The sequence below is a fragment of the Streptomyces sp. NPDC006743 genome (assembly GCF_040703815.1).
Taxonomy (GTDB): domain Bacteria; phylum Actinomycetota; class Actinomycetes; order Streptomycetales; family Streptomycetaceae; genus Streptomyces.
The window spans coordinates 109,873-129,753 of record NZ_JBEYJA010000016.1; the positions used below are offsets into that span (position 1 = coordinate 109,873).

Consider the following 19,881-nt stretch of genomic DNA (forward strand, 5'->3'; position numbering starts at 1 on the left):
CCGGCGGTGGTGCACACCCCCTGTCTCACACCGCCCTGCGGCGGATCAGGACGCCCAGCACCAGCAGGCCCGGCACCAGCGGCAGCCAGACCGTCAGCAGGCGGTAGCCGAGGACGGCGGAGGCCGCGGTGGCGGCCGGTGCGCCGGAGGTGGTCAGGGCGAAGGCGAGCGCCGCGTCCAGGGAGCCGAGCCCGCCGGGCGTGGGCAGCAGGGCGGCGGCACTGCTGGCGGCGAGATAGAGGAGCGCCACCCGCACCGGCGGCAGGGGCAGTCCGACGGCCTGGACGACGGAGACGAGGACCAGGCAGTGCGCCGCCGCGAAGGCGAGCGAGCCGCCCCACAGGGCGGCGGCCCGCTGCGGCCGGCGGTGCACGGCCCGGATGTCCGTCCCCAGCGTCGTGACGGCGCGTGCGCACCGGGACCTGAGCGGGCCGCGCAGCAGCACCGTCACCAGGACGACGGCGGCCAGGGCCCCGGCGACCGCGGTGACCGGGACGTGCGGCAGCCGCAGGACGCCGGGGCAGACCGCGGCGAGCACGGTGATCAGCGCGGCGCGGGCCAGCGCACCGGCCGCGGCCTTGACCGCGAGGGCGCTCGCCGAGCGCGAGGCGGGCAGCCCGCAGCGCATCAGGAACCGCAGGTTGACCGCCCCCGCGCCCAGTCCCGCGGGCAGCACGTGGTTGGCGGCCGAGGCGGCGAACTGCGCGGCCAGCAGCCGGCCCCGGGGCAGCCGTTCGGCCACGGCCCCCTGCTGTGCCAGAGCCGCGCACCCCCAGGTGGCCAGGGCGGCGCTCGCACCCACCAGCAGCCATCCCTGGTCGGCGACGGCGAGCCGGTCGGCACCGGACTCGAGGACGGGCCAGTGCCGCTGCCCGAGGTACACGGCGCACAGCAGCACCGCGAGCATGACGCCGGTGTGCCACCAGGTACGGCGGCGCAGGACGGCGGGGCGGGTGAGCAGCGGTGAGGTCATGTGGCGGGGCCCTTCTGCGCCGTCGGCGCGACGTACAGGAGGAGGCCGCCGAGTCGGTGGGCCGGCCAGCCGCGGGCGTACGCGGGCGGGGCGCCGCCCGCCGGGGTGAGTGTGGCGACCGGGATCCGTCGTGCGGTCTCCTCGATGGCGGCGCGGGTGGAGTTGGCGTTGTGGCCGTCGGTCGCGGCGGAGCCGCAGCCGGCGTAGAAGGCGACGGGGATGGCGTCCTGACCGGTCAGCAGGCAGGGCGGGCGCACCCCGAGGGCGTGCAGCGCTCCGGCGGTGCGGTGCCAGGCGCGGCGGTCGGCGGTGGTGCGGGCGACGGTGTGGGCGAGGACGGCGTACTGGACCGCTAGGTGCGCGGCGAGCGCGAGGACGGCGAGGCCCAGGGCGGCCGGCCGCCAGGTGCCCCGGGGCGTGGTGACGAGGTGGAGGGCGGCGTCGGCGGCGGGGAGGGCGAGCAGGGCGTAGGCGGGCAGGAGGAAGCGGGGGGCGGCGTAGCCGATCAGGAACAGGTACGGGAAGGCCGCCGCGGCGGCGCAGGCGAGCGCGGTCCGGGTGGGCCCGGAGCGCCGGGCGCGCCGGGCGAGGAGCAGACCCAGCAGGGCGAGCGCGGGCAGGACGTACCACCAGGCGGTGACCAGGGGGCTGGGCAGCGCCCCGGTGCACGGGCGGCACAGGGTCCGCCCGCCCAGGCTGCGCAGTTGGTCGGTGACGGCGAAGTGCAGGCCGAGGCCGTCCTGGATGGCGGAGGCGTCGGCGAGCCGCCGCAGCGGGCCGCCGTGGCCGGCGTAGGCCTCGGCGGCCCATTCGCCGCAGCCGGCGGCCAGACCACCCACGAGTGCGGCGCACGGTCTCCAGCGGCGTCCGGGGACGGCGAGGACGAGCAGCGGCAGCGCGATCCAGACCGCGTCCATCGGGCGCATCAGAGCCATCAGGGCGGCGGTGCCCGCCAGTCCGGCGTGGGCGGCGCGGTCGTGCGGGTCCGCGCGGGCGCGCACGAAGCAGCCCGCGCAGGCGAGCGCGCCGACGGCCACCCAGTAGTTGGGCATGGCCTGCGGCCCGTAGAAGAGGGTCACCCACAAGGAGGCGAACAGGGCGCCCGCGAGGGCGAGGACGCGGGCGGGGAAGAGTCCGCGCCACACCCGCAGGGCCAGGTACAGCGCGAGGCCCGACAGCAGGGCGAGGCAGATCCGCAGCAGCGCGGTGGAGGACGACCAGGAGGCGACGGGGGCGACCAGGAGCGGGACGCCGCGGGCGCGGGGGGCGCTGAAGAAGGCGGCGGGGGCGTGCGGGCTGACCTGGCTGACGTAGACGGTCTCGTCCCAGCCGAGGCCCATGCCGGGGTGGACGAGGAGCACTTGTGCCAGGGTGAACGCGGCGGCCACGGCCGCGACCGGCAGGGCGCCGGTGCGGCGGCCCGCCCCGCCGGGGCCGGTCGCCGGTGCGGGCCGCCGGATGCCGGCGGGTACGGCGTGCGTGTGGTCGGCCATCTCCACCCCTCGTCCCTACGCACTGTAGGGTTTCTGGCTTCACAGTGTGCGGGAGCGGTGCGGGACTCGGGCAGGGCGCCGGGGAACCGCGGGGAAAACGTCGCGGAAAATCCGGCGAACACACGGGACGCCACCGGCAGGGACGCGCCGGCGGCCGGTACGGGAGAGCGGGCACGAGCGGCGGATCACCGACAAGTTACCCCGCCTCGGGGCGTTCCGCCGGGCGGGACACCGCCGGACACGGGGCATCCCTACGCGCTGTAAGGTTGAGGGCATGGCTGGCAGAGGGCCTCACGGCAGGACGGAACGGCGCAGTCCGGGCGAGTTGGAGAGCGAGGTCCTCGCCGCGCTGTGGTCCACGGAGCGCCCGCTGACACCGGCCGAGATCCAGCTCGAACTCGGTGGCGACCTGGCCTACAACACCGTGCACACCATCCTCAAGCGGCTCTACGACAAGGGCCTGGTGCTGCGTGAGGTCGACGGCCGGCGGGGCGCCTACCGGCCCGCGAAGAACGCCGCCGAGCTGACCGCACAGGCCATGCACGAGGCGCTGGACCGCGGCCCCGATCCGATCGCCGCGCTGCAGCAGTTCGTGACCGGGCTGAGCGCCGAGGAGGAACGGGCCCTGCGCGAGCTGCTCGCGGGAGGGGCTGCGTGAGGATCGACGTCTACACCCCGCTCGTGCTGTCCCTGCTGCTCTCCGCGGTCAGTCCCGCCGTCGGCCGCCGGGTGGCGCCCGCGCTCGCCGCGCGCGTGCTGACGGCCGCCGCCGTGGTGACGGCCTGTGCCACCGTGTGGTCGCTCTCCCTGCTCGCCCTCACCCTCGCCGGCGACGCGCCCGCCGCCCTCCTCGCGGCCCCGGCAGGCGGCCGGCGGCTCCCGGTGCCGGTGCCGGTGCCGGCGGCGGTCGCGGTGCCGGCCGCCGTGGCCCTCGCGGCCGTCGCCCACCGGCTGTGGCGGGCCGTGCGCGCCGTCCGCGGCACCCGGCGGGCGCTGCGCCGGCTGTGCGCGGCGCATCCGGGCGACACCGAACTGATCGTCGCCGCCTCGCCGGTGCCGCGCGCGTTCGCCGTTCCCGGCTCCCCCGGGCGGATCCTGGTCACGGCCGCGCTGCTCGGCGCCCTGGGGCCGCAGGAGCGCCGGGTGCTGCTCGCCCACGAACGCGCCCACCTCACCCACCGGCACGCGCTCGTGGTGACCGCCGCGACGCTGGCCGCAGCGGCCGACCCGCTGCTGTTCGGGGTGCGTCCCACCGTCGCCTTCCTCGTCGAACGCTGGGCGGACGAGCGGGCCGCGGCGGCGGTCGGCGACCGCACGGCGGCCGCGCGGGCGCTGGCCCGGGCGGCTCTCACCACCGGGCCCGCTCCCGGACCGGCCGGCACGCTGCCCCTCACCGACCGTGCCGTCACCCGCCGGGTCGCGGCCCTGCGGTCGGCGCCGCCGCCGCCCCTGCGGCCGGTGGCCGCCGCGGTGCTCGCCCTCGGCGTCCTCCCGGTGCTGGGCGCCGCCGACGCCACCGGCGACCTGCTCCGCCTCCTGTCGGTCGCCGTCCTGCGGGTCCCCTGAGCCCCGCGGGAGCAGCGGACCGAATCAGCGCACGCCCGGCCTGCGGTGCGGGGGCTGCTCCGGGGCCGGCAGGTGCCGCGGCGGCGGCACCTGGCGGACCTCGGGCGTGCCGGGCCGCAGCCGGACCTCCTCGCCGTGGTGACCGACCGTCAGGGCGGGCCCGGACGCCAGGGTGTACGTGGCGCTCTCCTGGGTGATCTCCACGCGCAGCCGCCGACCGCGGAACTGCAGGGTGAAGGCCAGGCGGCTGAACTTCTCCGGCATGCGCGGCGCGAACGCCAGGGTGTCGCCGGACCTGCGGGTGCCGCCGAAGCCTGCCACCAGCGCCATCCAGGTACCGGCCAGCGAGGCGATGTGCAGTCCGTCGCGGGTGTTGTGCTCCAGGTCCTCCAGGTCCATCAGGGCCGCCTCGGCCGCGTAGTCGTAGGCCAGCCGCAGATGGCCCGCCTGCGCGGCGATGACCGCCTGGACGCACGCCGAGAGCGAGGAGTCCCGCACGGTCAGCGGTTCGTAGTAGGCGAAGTTGCGGGCGATGTGCTCCTCGTCGAACTCGGCGCCGCAGGTGTACATGGCCAGCACCAGGTCGGCCTGTTTGACCACCTGCTTGCGGTACAGGTCGAAGTAGGGGAAGTGCAGCAGCAGCGGGTACTGGTCGGCCCGGGTGCCGGCGAAGTCCCAGCGCTGGTAGCGGGTGAAGCCCGCGTGCTGCTCGTGCACGCGCAGTTCGCCGTTGTACGGGATGTTCATGGCCTCGGCGGCGTCCCGCCAGGCGGCGCTCTCCTCGTCGTCGGCGCCGAGCAGTTCCGCCTCCTTGGGGTGGCGTTCGACGGCGTCGGCGGCGGCCAGCAGGTTCGCACGGGCCATCAGGTTGGTGTACGTGTTGTCGTCCGCGACGGCGCTGTACTCGTCGGGGCCGGTGACGCCGTCGATGTGGAAGGTGCCGCGGTGGTCGTGGTGGCCGAGCGAACGCCACAGCCGGGCGGTCTCCACCAGCAGTTCCATCCCGGTGTCGCGTTCGAAGTCCTCGTCGCCGGTGGCCGCCACGTACCGCACCACCGCGTGCGCGATGTCGGCGTTGACGTGGAAGGCGGCCGTACCGGCGGGCCAGTACGCCGAACCCTCCTGGCCCTCGATGGTCCGCCAGGGGAACGCGGCACCGCGGAGTCCCAGCTGGGCCGCCCGCTCGCGGGCCGCGGGCAGGGTGTTCTGCCGCCAGCGCAGCGCCTCGGCGACCGCGTCCGGCGAGGTGTAGGTCAGCACGGGCAGCACGAACATCTCGGTGTCCCAGAAGGCGTGCCCGTCGTAGCCCGAGCCGGTCAGCCCCTTGGCCGGGATGGCCCGCTCCTCGGCGCGGGCCCCGGCCTGCAGCACGTGGAACAGCGCGAAGCGGACGGCCTGCTGGATCTCCTCGTCGCCGTCCACCTCCACGTCGGCGCGGGCCCAGAAGTCGTCGAGGTAGGACCGCTGCTCGCCGACCAGGCCGGACCAGCCGCCGTGGGCCGCGGCCGCCAGGGCGGCGTCGACCTGGTCGCTCATCGCGGGCAGCGAGCGGGCCCCCGACCAGCCGTGCGCGACGAGCTTCTCCACGCGCAGCTTCTGCCCCGCCTCCAGGACGGCGGCGACCGTCAGCCGGGCCAGGTCCGGATGGCTCTCGCTGCTGGTGGTGGTCCGCTCGGGGCCCGTCACGACGTGGTCGGCGGCGACGGCCACGCGCAGACCGCTGCGCCGGGTGCGGTGCACCAGGCGCAGCCGGTGGCCGGAGGCGAAGTCCTCCTCCGGTTCCAGCGGGGCCTGCAGGGCCATCGCCGCGCGCGGGTCGCCGTTCGCCTGCGGCAGCTGCTCGTTGGCGACGAGTTCCGACTGGATGACGACGCGCGCCTGGCACTCGACCGGTTCCACCTCGTAGGCGACCGCGCCGATGGAGCGCTGGGTGAGGGAGACCATCCGCGTGGCGCGCACGCGGACCCGGGTGCCGGCCGGCGAGATCCACTCGCAGGTCCGCTCCATCACGCCCCGGCGCAGGTCCAGGACGCGCTCGTGGGAGACGAGCCTGCCGTAGCGCAGGTCGAACGGTTCGTCGTCGACGAGCAGCCGCAGCACCTTGCCGTTGGTGATGTTGATGACGGTCTGGCCGGACTCGGGATATCCGTAGCCCGCCTCCGCGTACGGCAGCGGGTGCACCTCGTACACGCCGTTGAGGTAGGAGCCCGGCAGACCGTGCGGTTCCCCCTCGTCGAGGTTGCCGCGCCAGCCGACGTGGCCGTTGGAGAGGGCGAAGACCGACTCGCTCTGGGCGAGCACGTCCAGGCTCAGCTCCGTCTCGCGCACGGTCCACGGCTCGACGGCGTAGGAACGGTGGGTGATCACGCGGCGCCTCCCTGGCGGCTGGGTCCGGGGCCGGCCCCGGTGAGGAGTTCGGCGAGGTCCTTGACGACGACGTCGGCGCCGTGGGCGTACAGGGCGTCCCGCTGCCCGACGCGGTCGACGCCGACGACGTATCCGAAACGGCCCGAGCGGCCCGCGTCCATGCCGGCCAGGGCGTCCTCGAAGACGGTGGCCCGCCCGGGTTCCACCCCGAGGTCGTGGGCGGCGGCGAGGAAGGTGTCCGGGTGCGGTTTGCCGGGCAGCCCGCGCTCGCGGGCGACCACACCGTCCACCCGTACGTCGAACAACTGCTCGGCGTCGATGGAGCGCAGCACGTCGAGGGTGTTGGCGCTGGAGGACACGATCGCGGTCTTCAGGCCCGCCGCCCGGACCGCCGCGATGTAGCGCAGGGTGCCGTCGTAGGGTTCCACGCCGTCTGTACGGATTTTCTCCAGGACGAGTTCATTCTTGCGGTTGCCCACCCCGTTGACCGTCGGCGCGTCCGGCGGGTCGTCCGGGGTGCCCTCGGGCAGTTCGATGTCCCGCGAGGCGAGGAAGGTGCGCACTCCGTCGGCACGGGGCCGCCCGTCGACGTACTCGTCGTAGTCGGCGACCGCGTCGAAGGGACGGTAGCCGGCGCCTTCCCGCTCGCGCAGGAACGCGTCGAACGTCTCCTTCCAGGCGGCCGCGTGCACCACCGCCGTCTTGGTGACGACCCCGTCGAGATCGAAGAGGCAGGCCAGGATTTCTTCGGGCAGACCGAGCTGTGTCATACAGGCACCCTTCCCCACGACGGGGCGTTGAGGGGGTGGCGCACGCCACATCGGGCGTACTTCGCCGGATCTCCGTACGCCTTTCCCTCCCCGGCCCTTCCGGGCCGGGGAGGCCGAGGCGTTCCGGCCGCCGGCCGGCGCCGTCGGCCGGGTGGCACACTGGCGCCTGTGCCGCCGACCTTCGACGACCTCCTCGACCGTGCCCGGGCCCTCCCCCGCGACGGACACCGCGCGATCCTCGGCATCGCGGGCAGCCCCGGCGCCGGCAAGTCCACGCTGGCCGAGCACCTGGTGCGGGCCCTGAACGGCGCGGGCGACCCGTGGGTCGCCCACGTCCCGATGGACGGCTTCCACCTCGCCGACGCCGAACTCGACCGCCTCGGCCGCCGCTTGTGCAAGGGCGCGCCGGACACCTTCGACGCGGCGGGGTACGCGGCCCTGCTGCGCCGGCTGCGCGAGGAGTACGCGGCCGGCAGCGAGGAGACGGTCTACGCCCCCGGCTTCGAACGCGCCCTCGAACAGCCGCTGGCGGGCGCGGTCCCGGTGCCGCCGTCGGCCCGGCTGGTCGTGACGGAGGGCAACTACCTGCTGCTGGACACCGGCGCCTGGGCGCGGGTGCGCCCGCACCTGGACGAGGTGTGGTTCTGCGACCTGCCCGAGCAGGAGCGCGTGCGCCGTCTCGTCGCCCGGCACGAGGAGTTCGGCAAGGGCCACGACCAGGCCGTCGCCTGGACTCTGGGCACCGACCAGCGCAACGCGGACCTGGTGGCGGAGACCCGGCACCGCGCGGATCTGATCGTCCCGGCGACCGCCCCGCCCGTCCGCTCCCCGCTCCTGCCGCCGCCCTCCGCCCCGCCGCCTGCCGCGGGCCGCACCGTGTCCGGATCCGCTCCCGCGCACCCTGCTCATGACAGTGAGTGAGCTATGTTGAAACGCTGTGGGAGACAAAGCAGGCGCCTCGGTGCCATCGCCGCAGCAGGCTCGCGCCCAGGCGTCCGCCATCACCTCGGGCAAGCCCGCCACGGGGGCCGAGGCCGCTCCGGCCTCGCAGCTCAGGGCGCTCTTCGACCGGCCCCAGCTGTCTCCCGGGCAGCGCCGCATCGCCCAGTACCTGATCGAGAACCTCGCGGAGGCGGCGTTCCTGCCGATCACCGAACTGGCCGACCGGGTGGGTGTCAGCCAGCCCTCGGTGACGCGGTTCGCCGGCGCGGTCGGCTTCAGCGGGTATCCGGCGCTGCGGGAGAAGCTCCAGTCCATCGCGCTCAGGACCCTCGCGGGCGGCCCCGGCACGGTCGAGGAGGATCGGGGCAACGAACTCCAGGCCGCGGTCGACGCCGAGATCGAGAACCTGGAGAACCTGCGCCGGGACCTCGCCGACCCCGGACAGGTGATCGCGGTCGGGCGCGAGCTGTCGCGTTCGGCGCCGCTGACCGTGCTCGGACTGCGCATCTCGGTCTCGCTCGCCGAGTACTTCGCCTACGCGGCCCGGCGCATCCACCCCGACGTACGGCTGGTGACCCTCGGCGGCAGCGTCGCCTACGACGCCCTCCTGCAGTCCCGTGAGGCCGGCGGCACGTGGGTGCTGGCCTTCTCCATGCCCCGGCACGCGCAGGAGACCCTGACCGCGGTCCGGGTCGCCCGCAGCGCCGGGCTCAAGGTCGCCCTGATCACCGACCTGGCACTGGGCCCGGTCGCAGACGAGGCCGACGTCACCTTCGCCACCGGCACCGGCTCCCGGCTGGTCTTCGACTCCTACGCCGCGCCCGGCATCGTCTGCGCCGCCCTGCTGCAGGCCATGACGGACGCCGACCCGGAGCGGACCCAGGCCCGCCTGGAGGAGTACGAGCAGATCGCCGACCAGCACCAGTTCTTCCTCAAGGAGTGACCTGGCGGCCACCCGCACGGCACCCGCGCGCAGTGGTCGGAAGCAAGCGGACCAGGCATCGCAATCCGGACATGAATGTTTTCATACGTCTTGCCAAGCGGATGGCATATATAAATACTGCTCACGGATCGCGGCCCGCCGGCTCCTCCGTCGCCCGCCCTCCACGACGCCGCACACCCGGAAGCGATAGATCCATGCCTGTGACGACCACGCGCGTCAGCCCGGACTGGCCCTGCCAGGTCAAACCCCCCGGCAGCTACGACTGGGAGCGTTCGGCGGCCAGGTGGCTGCGCGAACTGGTGCCCTCCCGCTACGCCAGTTACCCCGTGCTGCTGCGCCACCCCGTGCTCCTCGCCCGGCACGCGCAGATCCAGGTCCAGCAGGAGGTCCGGGTGGCCCGCACCGCCCTGCAGACCGCGCGCGCCGACCTGCCCCGGCTGGGACTGCCCGAGTCCGTCATCGAACACACGATCAAGCTGTACGCCGCGGAGGTGCTCCAGCTCCAGCACATCGCGCGCAGCGTACGGGCCGTGACCGAGGCCCTGATGGAGCGTGGCACGGCCCGCTGAGCGCTGCGGACAGAAGTGATGGGGTCCGATCAGCGGGCGGTGTCCGGTGCGTGCGATCGCAAGGCGCCGGAAGGTCCTCGCGGCGGAGCTGCAGGGCCTTCCGGCAGCGCGGCGAGGGGGCGGGCCGGGCGCCGGCCGCCGGGGCCCGCTCCTGTCCGCGGCGCTGTGCTCACGGCGGTACGGCGGCGGATGCCGGGGAGTCCGTCAAGTTCTTGATCGGACCGGGATCGGACTGGGCCACATGTGCGATGCTCGTCGCGTGACCGGCGATTCCGTTTGGCCCAGGGACCCCGGCGCCGTACCCGGCACGGCGGCGCCGGCCGGTGGTGCGTCCCGGCGGCAGGGCGAACCCGGCCCGCGGCAGGAGGCGGCGGAGGACACGGCCGTCGTCGAGCGGGCCAAGGGCGCCCTGATGGCGCTGACCGGCTGCTCCGCCCAGGCCGCGCACGAGGATCTGGTGCGCCGCGCCAAGGCCGCGCGCCGCACCCTGGTGGAGGAGTGCCGGATCACCCTGGGCACGCTGGTGCCCCCGCTGAGCCACGCCACGGGCGCCGGCGAGGCGGACGGCGCCGCCGTCCTCGCCGCGCTCGGCCGGTCCCTCGTCCAGGTGGAGTCCCCGCAGGACCTCGCCGCGTGCCTGCTGGAGCACCTCGCGGCTCCCGTCGGCGCCGACGCCGTGCTGATCTACCGGCCGCTGCCGGCGGGCGGGCTCAGGCTGATCGGGTACGCCGGCTCGGACGGGGCACCGGCCGACCCCTCCTGGCGGCACCTGCCCCCGGGAAGCCGGAGCGCCGCACTGGACGCCCTCACGGCCCGGGAACCCCGCTGGCTGGAGAACACCGCCGAGGACGGCAGGCCGTACCCGCTGTCCGGTGACCCGGCCGGGCGCTGGCCCTCCCGCGCCTGGCTGCCGGTGACCGGTGCGGGCCCCGCGGACGCCGCCATCGGCGTCCTGCGCGCCCGGCCGGGCCCGTTCACCCGGCACGACCGCGAACTCCTGCACGACGTCTCCTGGCTCTGCGCGGCCCGGCTGCGCGCTGTCACCCCCCGGCCGCGGCCGGCGCCGGACCTGGCGCCCGAAGCGGTGCGCGCCCTGCTGGAGGCGCTGCCCGGCGCGACGCTGCTGCTCACCCCGCTCCGCTCGCCCGCGGGCGACGTCGAGGACTACCGCGTCGACGCCGCCACCCAGCAGATCGCCGGCGTCCTCGGCCGCGACCGGAGCGATCTGGTCGGGCGGCGGCTCCTGGAGTGCTGGCCGGCCGCCGCGGAGGAACCGCTGCGACGCGGCTGGCTGAGCGTGCTGGAGACCGGGGAGCCGTACGAGAGCGAACCGTTCGCCTGGCCGGAGGCGGGGCCGCGCGGTCAGGGGCCGTCCCCGTACGCGGTGCGGGCCGCCCGGCTGGGCGACGGCCTGGTGGTGTCCTGGCTGCGGCACGACACCTCGGACCGGCAGGAACAGCGTCTCGCCGAGCTGCAGCGCCTGGGCCGCCTGGGCTGGGCCACCTGGAACCTGGTCACCCACGAGGCGGCCTGGTCCCCGCAGGCCTACCAGCTGTGCGACCGCGACCCGGGGCTCGGACCGGTCCCGCTGGAGCGGCTGGCGGACCTCGCCCTGCCCGAGGACAGGCCCGTGCTCGGGCAGGCCGTACGCGATCTGGTCGCCCGGGGCACCCCGTTCGACGTGACGTTCCGGGCCGTGGCGACGGCCGGACCGCGGCATGTGCGGGCCGTGGCCGAGGCCGTCCTGGACACGAGAGGGGCGCCGGTCGAGGTCCACGGCTTCCTCCAGGACCTCACCGCGCAGCGCAGCGCGGAGCTGGCCCTGGTGGAGAGCGAACGGACGATGCTCGCGCAGGACGGCGTCCTGCGGGCCGAGCGGACGCTGGCGGGACGGCTGCAGCACGCGCTGCTGCCGCTGCCGCGCCGCCCGGTGCGCCTGGCCGGGCTCCGGGTCGACGTCGCCTACCTGCCCGCGGAGGCGGGGACCCACGTCGGCGGCGACTGGTTCAGCGCGATCGAACTGCCGGACGGGGACGCGCTGTTCGTGGTCGGTGACGTCGCCGGGCACGGCATCGACGCGGTGGCCACCATGGCCCAGCTCCGGTTCACCGCCAAGGGCATGATCTTCACCGGCTCGTCCCTGACCGGCGCGCTGGAACGCCTCAACACGCTGCTGCTGCACTCCCGGGACACCAAGGGCACCGCCACCGTCGTCCTGGCGCGCTACCGGGCGGCCGATCGCCGGCTCCTGTGGGCCCAGGCCGGCCACCTGCCGCCGCTGCTGCTGCGCGGTGGCGAACCGCGTTACCTGCAGCGTCCGTCCGGAGTGCTGCTCGGCGCCACGGAGTCACCGGTCTACGAGGAGGCCGAGATCGTGCTGGAGCCCGGCGACCGGCTGCTGTTCTACACCGACGGCCTCGTCGAGCGGCCCGGCGAGGACATCCACCGGGGCCTGGAGCGCCTCGCCCGTACCGCGGGCACCTTCCCCTGCCACGGGCCCGGCTCCCTCGTGCCGCTGCTGACCGAGATGCTGGAGACCGAACGGCGCGACGACGTCTGCGTCCTGGAGATCCGCGCGCCGGGAGACCCGGCGTGAAGCGCCACCGCCGCTCTCGCCGGCCCGGCGCAGGCGCCTGCCGACCGCTCCCGGCCCGGTCGGCGCAGACGGCCGCCGATCGTTGACGGCTGACGGCATCCGCTGAGGGCTCCTTCGGCGGGGTGGCGGGCCGGTGCGCCGAGGCTCAGTCGGCCGGGTGGCCCGGGGAGATGTCCAGCGCGTCCGACAGGCGCAGCAGCGGGCCCTCGGGACCGCCCCGGCCGCCCGAGTCCTCCGGGTCGAGTACGAAGCCCACGTGGTCGCCCCCGTCGGCGCGCAGCACGACACGTCCGACGAACCAGGCGGGCGCCTCGTCCAGGACGACGGCGCCGTCCGGCCGCACCGTGCAGCGGACGTGGGCGAACTTGTCCACGCCGTCGTCGCCCGTGCTCCCGCCGAACAACTCGGCCAGCGGGTGCTGCCCGGGGGTCAGCACATGCACGGCGAGCCGGTCCGCCCGTTCCGCCACGCGGAAGGTCCGGTTCTCCTTGGACAGCCACACCACGAACCGGGGCGGGGCGATGGAACACTGCGAGGCGAAGCCGACCAGGCAGCCCGCCCGTTCTCCGTCCGCGGCGGCCGTCACCACGTACATGTCGGGGTCCAGCCGGTCGGTGAACGCGTCCAATCCCTTCATCCCTCACCCCTACCCCGCGCCGCCACCGCCACCGCGCGTCCGTCCTCGCCTGCGAGGGCACCAGCTCAGCACACCTCGGGCCCGCGCGCCCGGGGCGACGCGCGGGCCGGGGGGACGGGAGGCGTCGGGAGGGCGGGAGGGGCAAAGGGGAAGGGGAGGCGCCGGGAGGGCGGGAGGTGCCAGGAGGACGGGAGGCGCCGGAAGGGTACTCAGTTCCCTCCCGTCACTGCACGGAGTGCCTTTCCGCCGGTCGCGGGTGCTACGTTCCCCTCCATGACCTCCAGGAGCGCGGCGCCCGGCCGCGGCGAGAAGGCCTCGGCGGCGGGCGCCAGGACGCCCATGAGGGACGCCCTGGTGGCGGCGGCGTTCCACCTGTTCCTGGAGCGGGGGTACGAGCAGACCACCGTCGACGACATCGTGGCCCTCGCCGGGGTCGGGCGGCGGTCCTTCTTCCGCTACTTCCCGTCCAAGGAGGACGTGGTCTTCCCCGACCACGAGCGGTGCCTGGCCGACATGACCGCCTTCCTCGCCGCCCCGGACCAGCACGGCGACCCGGTCCGCCGGGTCTGCGACGCGGCCCGGCTGGTGCTGCTGATGTACGCGGAGAACCCCCTCTTCTCGGTCCAGCGGTACCGGCTGACCAAGCAGGTGCCCGGGCTGCGGGCGTACGAGCTGTCGGTGGTGTGGCGCTACGAACGGGCCCTCGCCGGGTATCTGCGCGACCGGTTCGCCGGGCGGGACGACGGCACGCTGCGGGCGGACGTGATCGCCGCGGCGGTGGTCGCCGCGCACAACAACGCCCTGCGCTCCTGGCTGCGTTCGGACGGACGCGGTGACGCGCGCGCGGCGGTGGACCGGGCGCTGGACCATGTGCGGGAGGTGTTCGGGCCCGCCTCCTCCGCCCCGGCGGCACCCGCCGCCCCCGGGGAACCCGCCGCCTCCCTCGCCCACGCGACGGCCGCCGGTCCGGGGAAGGCGGGGGATGCGGACCCGGACGAGGAGGGGATCTCGGCCGCAACCGGCGGGCGGGCGACGCGGGGAGGGGAGGTGGTCGTCGTCGTGACACGACGGGGGACTCCGCTGTGGCAGGTGGTGCGGGAGATCGAGACGGCGTTCGCCGAAGACCCCCCGGGCCGGGCCCGCCGGAGATGATGGTACGCAGTGCCTTTACGTCTGGCACTGAGTGCCATAACCTGTCGCCGTGCACGGTGGCACCGCGGACCGCGCACGGGCGTGCACGGGTTCCCCGCGCGCGCCGGATTCCGGCCCAGTGCAGGGAGTTGAGCAGCGTGTACCACGCTTCAGGAAACGCGACGCGTCCGGCAGCCGGTTCCGCGACCGGCCTCCTCGAACCGGGGGCCGGGGATCGGGAAGCGCTCTGCTTCCAGCGCTGCACCTGGTGCGGCACGGCCATGTACCAGCGGCTGCTGTGTCCGGTGTGCCGGGGCAGCGACCTGCGCACCGAGCGCAGTGCGGGCACCGGCACGGTACGGCACGCCACGGTGGTGCACCGCAACACACCCGCCGCGCGCAACGTGTCGCTGATAGAGATGAGTGAGGGGTTCGTCGTGCGCGGCAGGGTCATGGGTCCCCTCATCGGCGTCCACGGCGGTGACCGGGTCCGGCTGACCACCGCGCAGGATCCGGTCCGCGGCGAGCCGGTGTTCCAGCTGCTGGACGAGCCGTTCCGGGCCTGGAGCTGACCGCCGCCGGCAGCGCCCCGCGCCTCCTGCGCCCCGGTGGCACCGCCGCGCCCTGCCCCACCTCCCCCGCCCACCGTCCCTCCCGCCCGGTCAGGGCAGCGGCGAGCCGTCGGCCCGGGCCGGGGGCCGCCCGTCGGCCCGGGCGGGCTCCGGTCGCTCCGGGGGCCCGGTGCCCCGGGCCGTGCGGGCGAGCGCGAGGAGCGTGAGCAGCGCGCAGACGACGTAGACGCATCCGGGCCAGGCCAGCGGCCAGGGGTACGGGCCGGGCAGGGCCAGCCGGTCCTCGACGCCGGTCAGGCGCGGCACCAGGCGGGCCCCCGTGGCGGCCGCCCACAGGACGAGCGTGAGCCGGCTCAGCGTCCGCCTGCGGTGCGGTCCGTGCGCCAGCCAGATCATGGCGGGCAGGCACCAGATCCAGTGGTGGCTCCAGGAGACGGGACACACCAGCAGCCCGTACAGCTCCACCGTCACGAGGACGCCGAGCGGGTCGTCCCGCCGCAGGGCGGCGCGCAGGGCGCCGGCCGCGGCCAGGCTGACGAGGGCGAGCGCCGCCCACCACAGCGCGGAGGCGGTCACATCCGGTCCGAGCAGCCTGGTCAGTGCGCCCCGCAGGGACTGGTTGCGCACCGACCACACCGGTCCGACGCGCCGGGTGTCCGTCACGAGCGCCGACCAGTAGCGCACCGACTCGCCCGGGGCGAGGCACCAGGCGAGCCCGGCGGCCGCGGCCCCGGTGGCGGCCGCCCACGCGGCGGCCCGCCACTGCCGGGTCGCCAGCAGGTACAGGCCGCCGACGGCCGGGGTCAGCTTCAGCGACGCCGCCAGGGCGACGGCGCCTCCCCGGGCCGCCGCACGGCGGCAGTGCACGAGTCCGCCGACGACGACCGCGCCCAGCAGCAGGTTGATCTGGCCCTGGTCCAGGGTGTGGCGCACCGGTTCCAGCCAGGGTGCGGCGGCCGCCCACAGCAGTGCGCGCTCGCGGACACGGCCCCCCGGGCGCGGGAACAGCAGCCGCAGGGCGCCCGCCGTGATGACGGGCACGGCGGCCAGGGACGCCGCCCGCCAGAGCACGATCACCGCCGTCCAGGGCAGGTGCGCCAGCGGCAGCAGGACCAGCGCGGCGAACGGCGGGTAGGTGAAGGGCAGTTCGGGGATGGGCGGCCCGGTGCGCACCACGTGGTCGTAGAGCCCGCCCGAGAGCACGTACGGTGCGAGCCGGCGGTAGACGCTCAGGTCCAGCGGCTCGGCCGGACGCACGAGGGCGGTCAGCACGTACAGCGCCAGGGACCCGGCCAGGCAGCGGCCCGCGCGGACGGTCAGCCACTCCCCCGCCGCCCGGCCGCGGTCCGCGAACCTCTTCCCCGCCGCCCGGCCGCGGTCCGCGTCCCCCTTCCCCGCCGCCCGGCCCGCCAGTTCCTTCACGGCATCAGCCCCGTCCCGCCCGGTCCCGGCTTCACTCTTCCGTCTCCTCCCAGGAACGACCGGCGGGCGCGGACGTCACCGCGCGGTGCCCCGGCTGGCGTGATCACGTCGCTGCCGCCGGCCGGTCGCGCCGCACAGGCAACCCACAGCCGGCCGGCCCCGTCCTCCGGGACACCAGTGGCCCCCGGGACCGACGGGGCGCCCGAGTTCATGTACCGGAGGAAGTCCGTGTTCCGAGGAGGGGACCATTGATCCGTGCCCGGCGAATAGGAATCACCGCCGTGGCGTTGCTCGCCCTGGCGGGGGCCGCGCCCGCGGCGGCCGGAGCGGCACCGGCCCGGCAGCCGTCCGCGGCACGGCCGTTCACGGCCGCCGGTGACAGCGACACCGGGCTCCCGCCCGGATGGCGCGTCACCGGCGGTGGCGCGGCACGGCAGTTGGAGTGGCACTCGCGCAGCACGGTGCCCATGGGGGACGCGCGCGTCGAGTTCTACGCGGGCGGCCGGCTCCTCGGCCACCCGCGGCCCGGCGGCGACGGCCGCACGTTCCGTCTCGGCCTGGAGGACGTGCCGGCCCGTGCTCTGAAGGACCTTCAGGTCCGCGCGGCCGGACGCAGACTGGACGCCCAGGACTCCCCGGGCACCGCGCACGCGCCCGGGCGCGGCGCCCTGACCGCGGCGCGGCCCCCCGCCCCGCTCCCCGCAGGCAAGGTGGACCCGGGCAGACCGGGGCCGTACCGCACCACGAGCGGTGAGTACCAGCTCAAGCCGGTCGCACTGCCCGGCTTCCCCGCCCCCGTGGAGATGCGGGCCGTGGTGGTCTCGCCCCAGGGGGCCACCGGCCGCCGCCCGCTGGCGCTGTTCCTGCACGGCCGTCACGCGCCGTGCTACAAGCCGCACAGCGACGAGGTCGGCGGTGCCTGGCCCTGCCCGGCCGGCATGCTGCCCATCCCGAGCCACCGCGGCTATCTCCAGGACCAGAAGCTGCTGGCCTCCCAGGGCTATGTCACCGTGTCGATCTCGGCCAACGGCATCAACGGGCAGGACTGGGCGGCCGAGGACGGTGGCGCCCAGGCCCGTTCCTCGCTGGTGCGGCAGCACCTGGCGCGCTGGGCGCAGTGGGCCGCGCAGCCGGCCTCGGCCCCGGACGCCGTACGCCGTGGACCGCGTGCCGACCTGTCGCGCGTACTGCTCGTCGGGCACTCGCGCGGCGGCGAGGGCGTCAACCGGGCCGCGATGGACAGCCTCTACCCGCCACCCGCCGACCAGGACGGCTACCACGGCAGGACCCGGTGGCACATCAGCGGCACCGTGCTGATCGGCCCGACGATCTTCGGCCAGAATCCGGTCGCCGACGTCCCGTCCACGACGATCCTGCCCGGCTGCGACGGTGACGTCTCCGACCTGCAGGGCGAGGTGTACGTCGACGGCACCCGCGGTGTCAGCCGCGGCACCGCCCTGCACAGCGCCGTGTACGTGGTCGGCGCCGACCACAACTTCTTCAACACCGAGTGGACCCCCGGCAAGGCGCAGGCGCCCGCCGAGGACGACTTCTACGACGACCCCGACCAGCGTGACGCGGTCTGCTCCCCCGGTACCGCCACCCGCCTGACCGCGGACCAGCAGCACCGGGCCGGCGCGACCTACATCGCCGCGGCGGCCCGGCTGTTCGTCGCCGGGGACGACCGGGTGCGTCCGCTGCTGGACGGCACCGGCGTCCGGGCGCCGTCCGCCGACCCGGCGCGGGTGCTCACGCACGCCGTGGGCGCCCGCCGCACCGGCGGTGTGCTGCCCGACGGCCCGGTCACGGTGATCGGCGCCGGCCGGCTGTGCTCCGCGGTGGACCCCTCCCCGTCCGCCGCCTGTCTCCCCGAGAACACGCCCGGTGGCTCCCCGCACTTCGCGCAGTGGGAGACCGAGCGCGAGAGCGGTCGCCGCGCGGTGGCGCTGCGCTGGTCCGCCGCCGGTTCGGCCGTGCGGATCCGGCCCGGCTCACCCGTGTCGCTGAAGGGCGCCGAGCAGCTCGCGCTGCGCGTGTTCGTGCCGCCGAACACCACCGGCACCCAGCTGGACGTGGCCGTGACCGACGCCTCCGGGCACCGGGCGGCGCTCGGCCGGGTCCGCGTCGACGGTCTGCCCGGCACCGACCGCACGGCCTCCTTCTGGGCCCGCGAGGTGCGCGTCCCGCTGACCGCGGCCGTCCGGGGCAAGCTGGACCTGCGGCGGATCACGACGCTGGAACTGACCCCGCGCACCCGTGCGGGGCAGGCCTGGCTCATGGACGCGTGGGCCTGGCGGCCGGGCACGGCACCGGTCCGCCCGGCCGCGCTGCCCCGCGTCGACATCGGCCGGCTCGCCGTCAAGGAGGGCGACTCGGGCGTGCGCACCTACCGGGTGCCGGTGCGCGTGTCCGGCCACGGCAGCGGGCAGGTCCGGGTGTACGTCATCGACCCGGTGACGTACAAGGCGACGGACCGGCTGGTGACGGTGCGGCCCGGCGGGCACGACATCGACGTACCGGTCCGGGTGCGGGGCAACACCCGCTACGGCCAGGACCTGCCGAACGACATCGTCGTCAAGGCGGTGCACGGCGCGGTGGTCGGCGCCCACCGGGGCGGGGTGACGGTCGAGAACGACGACCCGCAGCCGACGGTCACGGTGACGCCCGTGGCCGACCGGGTCACCGAGGGCGAGCCGCTGCGGTGGCGGGTGAACCTGTCCGCGGTGGCCGACTCCGACATCGGGGCCGTGTTCGTCGTCCGCCCCGTGACGGACGGCCCGGAGCTGTCCACCAAGGACGTCGACCCGAAGTGGCTGGAGGAGACCACGGGTGAGGCGGCCGACCCGGAGCGTCCGCTGTCCGCACTGGAGAATCTGTATTTGTGGGTCGCCGTACCGGCGGGCGAACAAAGCGCCGAGGTGAGCGTGCCCACGGTCGGGGACCAGGTGAAGGAGCAGCCCGAGAAGGTCCGCTTCCAGCTGACCGACGACGACGGGAAGGTGCACGAGGGCGCCCCGGTGCTGACGGGCACGGTCCTCGACGCCTCGTAGGGCGGATCCCCGACGGCTCCGAGGGGCCGTCGGGTCCGCCACACCGGGTGGCTCCCGCGCGCGGGTCAGCGCGTGGGGGTCACCCGGATCCCGACGGTCCCCCGCTCGCCCCGGCGCAGCCGACTGCCGAACAGGGTGAGCCGGCCGATCAGGCCGTACTTGCGGGCGATGAGGACCCGGTAGCGCGCGGTGGTGGCCCGGTCGCAGATCTCGGCGGTCGCCGGCACCTGGTCACCGGTCGGGTTCCCGCGCACGTCGCACGGCCCGACGAGCACGTCGGCGCGGTTGCGGATCCGCTTGACCTTCCAGGAGCCGGCGGCCGTCCACACGCCGAGCGCGGCACCGTCCCGCACGACCCACACCGGGGTGGCCACGGGCGTTCCGTTCCCGCGGTAGCTGGTGATCAGCACGTACTTGCCGGCCCCGAGCCGCGCCACCAGGTTCTCGTCCATGCGCGGCATCCTAGGGCGTGTTGCGAAAGTCCCGCCTGCCCCGCGGGCGGACGGCGCTGCTTTCGGAACACGCCCAGGCGCACACCGCGCCGCCGAACCCCCGCGCGGGGCCCCGCCCGCCTCCCCCGGAGCACCGGAGCGTCCGGTGCTCCGGGGGACGCCGGACGACCGCGCGGGCGGCGGGACCGCCTTCTGCCGGCGGTGGCCCAGGCCGGCCGTCCGCACCGGGCGGGCGGCCGCTCGGGCCGGCGCGGTCGCAGGCGGGTGAGGGCGGCGCCGCGTCCTCGGGGGGGCGCCACGGCGCCTGGCGCGTGCAGCGCGCCCGCGCCGGGAGCGGAGGCAGGACAGAGCGCCCCGGCACGGCGGCCGGGGCGGGAGGTGAGACAGAGGCGCCCCGG

16 protein-coding genes are annotated in these 19,881 nt (G+C 75.7%); 9 read left to right on the forward strand and 7 right to left on the reverse strand.

From position 1 onward, the window contains the following. Positions 1-25: 25 nt before the first annotated feature. Both ABZ719_RS16415 and ABZ719_RS16420 read right to left on the reverse strand, forming a co-directional pair. Positions 26-973 (reverse strand): lysylphosphatidylglycerol synthase domain-containing protein, encoded by a 948-nt coding sequence (locus tag ABZ719_RS16415; RefSeq protein ID WP_366725853.1) that lies wholly within the window; start codon positions 971-973, stop codon positions 26-28. Then, the gene (locus tag ABZ719_RS16420) at positions 970-2,466 is read right to left on the reverse strand and encodes a hypothetical protein (RefSeq protein WP_366725854.1); all 1,497 of its coding nucleotides are present in this window, start codon (positions 2,464-2,466) and stop codon (positions 970-972) included. Before ABZ719_RS16420 ends, ABZ719_RS16415 begins: the two co-directional genes overlap by 4 nt. Positions 2,467-2,740: 274 nt before the next feature. Between ABZ719_RS16420 and ABZ719_RS16425 the strand changes: the two genes are divergently transcribed. Both ABZ719_RS16425 and ABZ719_RS16430 read left to right on the forward strand, forming a co-directional pair. Beyond that, the gene (locus ABZ719_RS16425) at positions 2,741-3,124 is read left to right on the forward strand and encodes a BlaI/MecI/CopY family transcriptional regulator (protein ID WP_037851039.1); all 384 of its coding nucleotides are present in this window, start codon (positions 2,741-2,743) and stop codon (positions 3,122-3,124) included. Continuing rightward, complete coding sequence (locus tag ABZ719_RS16430) at positions 3,121-4,032, forward strand: M48 family metalloprotease (RefSeq protein WP_366725855.1); 912 nt, start codon at positions 3,121-3,123, stop codon at positions 4,030-4,032. The genes ABZ719_RS16425 and ABZ719_RS16430 overlap by 4 nt, the downstream gene beginning before the upstream one ends. 24 nt (positions 4,033-4,056) lie before the next feature. On the opposite strand, the gene ABZ719_RS16435 is transcribed toward ABZ719_RS16430, so the two are convergent. Both ABZ719_RS16435 and ABZ719_RS16440 read right to left on the reverse strand, forming a co-directional pair. Next, positions 4,057-6,399, reverse strand: a complete 2,343-nt coding sequence (locus tag ABZ719_RS16435) for a glycosyl hydrolase family 65 protein (protein ID WP_366725856.1) — start codon at positions 6,397-6,399, stop codon at positions 4,057-4,059. Next, the gene (locus tag ABZ719_RS16440; RefSeq protein WP_366725857.1) at positions 6,396-7,169 is read right to left on the reverse strand and encodes a beta-phosphoglucomutase family hydrolase; all 774 of its coding nucleotides are present in this window, start codon (positions 7,167-7,169) and stop codon (positions 6,396-6,398) included. Before ABZ719_RS16440 ends, ABZ719_RS16435 begins: the two co-directional genes overlap by 4 nt. A 168-nt stretch (positions 7,170-7,337) precedes the next feature. On the opposite strand from ABZ719_RS16440, the gene ABZ719_RS16445 reads away from it, so the two are divergent. From ABZ719_RS16445 to ABZ719_RS16460, 4 genes are all read left to right on the forward strand, one after another. Beyond that, positions 7,338-8,090 carry a nucleoside/nucleotide kinase family protein gene (locus ABZ719_RS16445; protein ID WP_366725858.1) on the forward strand — a complete coding sequence of 251 codons (753 nt, stop codon included), beginning with the start codon at positions 7,338-7,340 and terminating at the stop codon, positions 8,088-8,090. Positions 8,091-8,130: 40 nt separating this feature from the next. Further along, positions 8,131-9,054, forward strand: coding sequence for a MurR/RpiR family transcriptional regulator (locus ABZ719_RS16450; RefSeq protein WP_366725896.1), 924 nt, complete (start codon positions 8,131-8,133; stop codon positions 9,052-9,054). A gap of 194 nt (positions 9,055-9,248) precedes the next feature. After that, a complete protein-coding gene (locus ABZ719_RS16455) occupies positions 9,249-9,623 on the forward strand; it encodes a hypothetical protein (protein ID WP_366725859.1) in 375 nt (124 codons plus the stop codon). 259 nt (positions 9,624-9,882) lie between these two features. Continuing rightward, positions 9,883-12,219 (forward strand): SpoIIE family protein phosphatase, encoded by a 2,337-nt coding sequence (locus ABZ719_RS16460; RefSeq protein WP_366725860.1) that lies wholly within the window; start codon positions 9,883-9,885, stop codon positions 12,217-12,219. A gap of 145 nt (positions 12,220-12,364) precedes the next feature. Here the strand turns inward: ABZ719_RS16460 and ABZ719_RS16465 are convergent, their stop codons facing one another. Then, positions 12,365-12,856 (reverse strand): flavin reductase family protein, encoded by a 492-nt coding sequence (locus ABZ719_RS16465; protein ID WP_366725861.1) that lies wholly within the window; start codon positions 12,854-12,856, stop codon positions 12,365-12,367. Between the two features lie 273 nt (positions 12,857-13,129). Here ABZ719_RS16465 and ABZ719_RS16470 point away from each other — a divergent pair, with 273 nt between their 5' ends. Together ABZ719_RS16470 and ABZ719_RS16475 are read left to right on the forward strand one after the other, a co-directional pair. After that, positions 13,130-14,008: a TetR family transcriptional regulator gene (locus ABZ719_RS16470; protein WP_366725862.1), complete on the forward strand. Its 879-nt coding sequence runs from the start codon at positions 13,130-13,132 to the stop codon at positions 14,006-14,008. A gap of 137 nt (positions 14,009-14,145) precedes the next feature. Further along, positions 14,146-14,559 carry a hypothetical protein gene (locus tag ABZ719_RS16475; RefSeq protein WP_366725863.1) on the forward strand — a complete coding sequence of 138 codons (414 nt, stop codon included), beginning with the start codon at positions 14,146-14,148 and terminating at the stop codon, positions 14,557-14,559. Between the two features lie 90 nt (positions 14,560-14,649). Here the strand turns inward: ABZ719_RS16475 and ABZ719_RS16480 are convergent, their stop codons facing one another. Beyond that, entirely contained in the window at positions 14,650-15,981 is a 1,332-nt protein-coding gene (locus tag ABZ719_RS16480; RefSeq protein ID WP_366725864.1) for a glycosyltransferase 87 family protein, read from the reverse strand. Between the two features lie 248 nt (positions 15,982-16,229). On the opposite strand from ABZ719_RS16480, the gene ABZ719_RS16485 reads away from it, so the two are divergent. After that, on the forward strand, positions 16,230-19,031 hold the full coding sequence (locus tag ABZ719_RS16485; protein WP_366725865.1) for a hypothetical protein: 2,802 nt from the start codon (positions 16,230-16,232) through the stop codon (positions 19,029-19,031). A gap of 65 nt (positions 19,032-19,096) precedes the next feature. Here the strand turns inward: ABZ719_RS16485 and ABZ719_RS16490 are convergent, their stop codons facing one another. Then, positions 19,097-19,483, reverse strand: a complete 387-nt coding sequence (locus tag ABZ719_RS16490) for a PPOX class F420-dependent oxidoreductase (protein ID WP_366725866.1) — start codon at positions 19,481-19,483, stop codon at positions 19,097-19,099. Positions 19,484-19,881 lie beyond the last annotated feature (398 nt).

What these genes read in the sequence shown, in the direction of transcription:
- ABZ719_RS16490 (WP_366725866.1), bottom strand. Translation starts at nt 19,483, where the DNA reads ATGGACGAGAACCTGGTGGCGCGGCTCGGGGCCGGCAAGTACGTGCTG.
- ABZ719_RS16455 (WP_366725859.1), top strand. Translation starts at nt 9,249, where the DNA reads ATGCCTGTGACGACCACGCGCGTCAGCCCGGACTGGCCCTGCCAGGTC.
- ABZ719_RS16415 (WP_366725853.1), bottom strand. Translation starts at nt 973, where the DNA reads ATGACCTCACCGCTGCTCACCCGCCCCGCCGTCCTGCGCCGCCGTACC.
- ABZ719_RS16425 (WP_037851039.1), top strand. Translation starts at nt 2,741, where the DNA reads ATGGCTGGCAGAGGGCCTCACGGCAGGACGGAACGGCGCAGTCCGGGC.
- ABZ719_RS16470 (WP_366725862.1), top strand. Translation starts at nt 13,130, where the DNA reads ATGACCTCCAGGAGCGCGGCGCCCGGCCGCGGCGAGAAGGCCTCGGCG.
- ABZ719_RS16465 (WP_366725861.1), bottom strand. Translation starts at nt 12,856, where the DNA reads ATGAAGGGATTGGACGCGTTCACCGACCGGCTGGACCCCGACATGTAC.
- ABZ719_RS16440 (WP_366725857.1), bottom strand. Translation starts at nt 7,169, where the DNA reads ATGACACAGCTCGGTCTGCCCGAAGAAATCCTGGCCTGCCTCTTCGAT.
- ABZ719_RS16420 (WP_366725854.1), bottom strand. Translation starts at nt 2,466, where the DNA reads ATGGCCGACCACACGCACGCCGTACCCGCCGGCATCCGGCGGCCCGCA.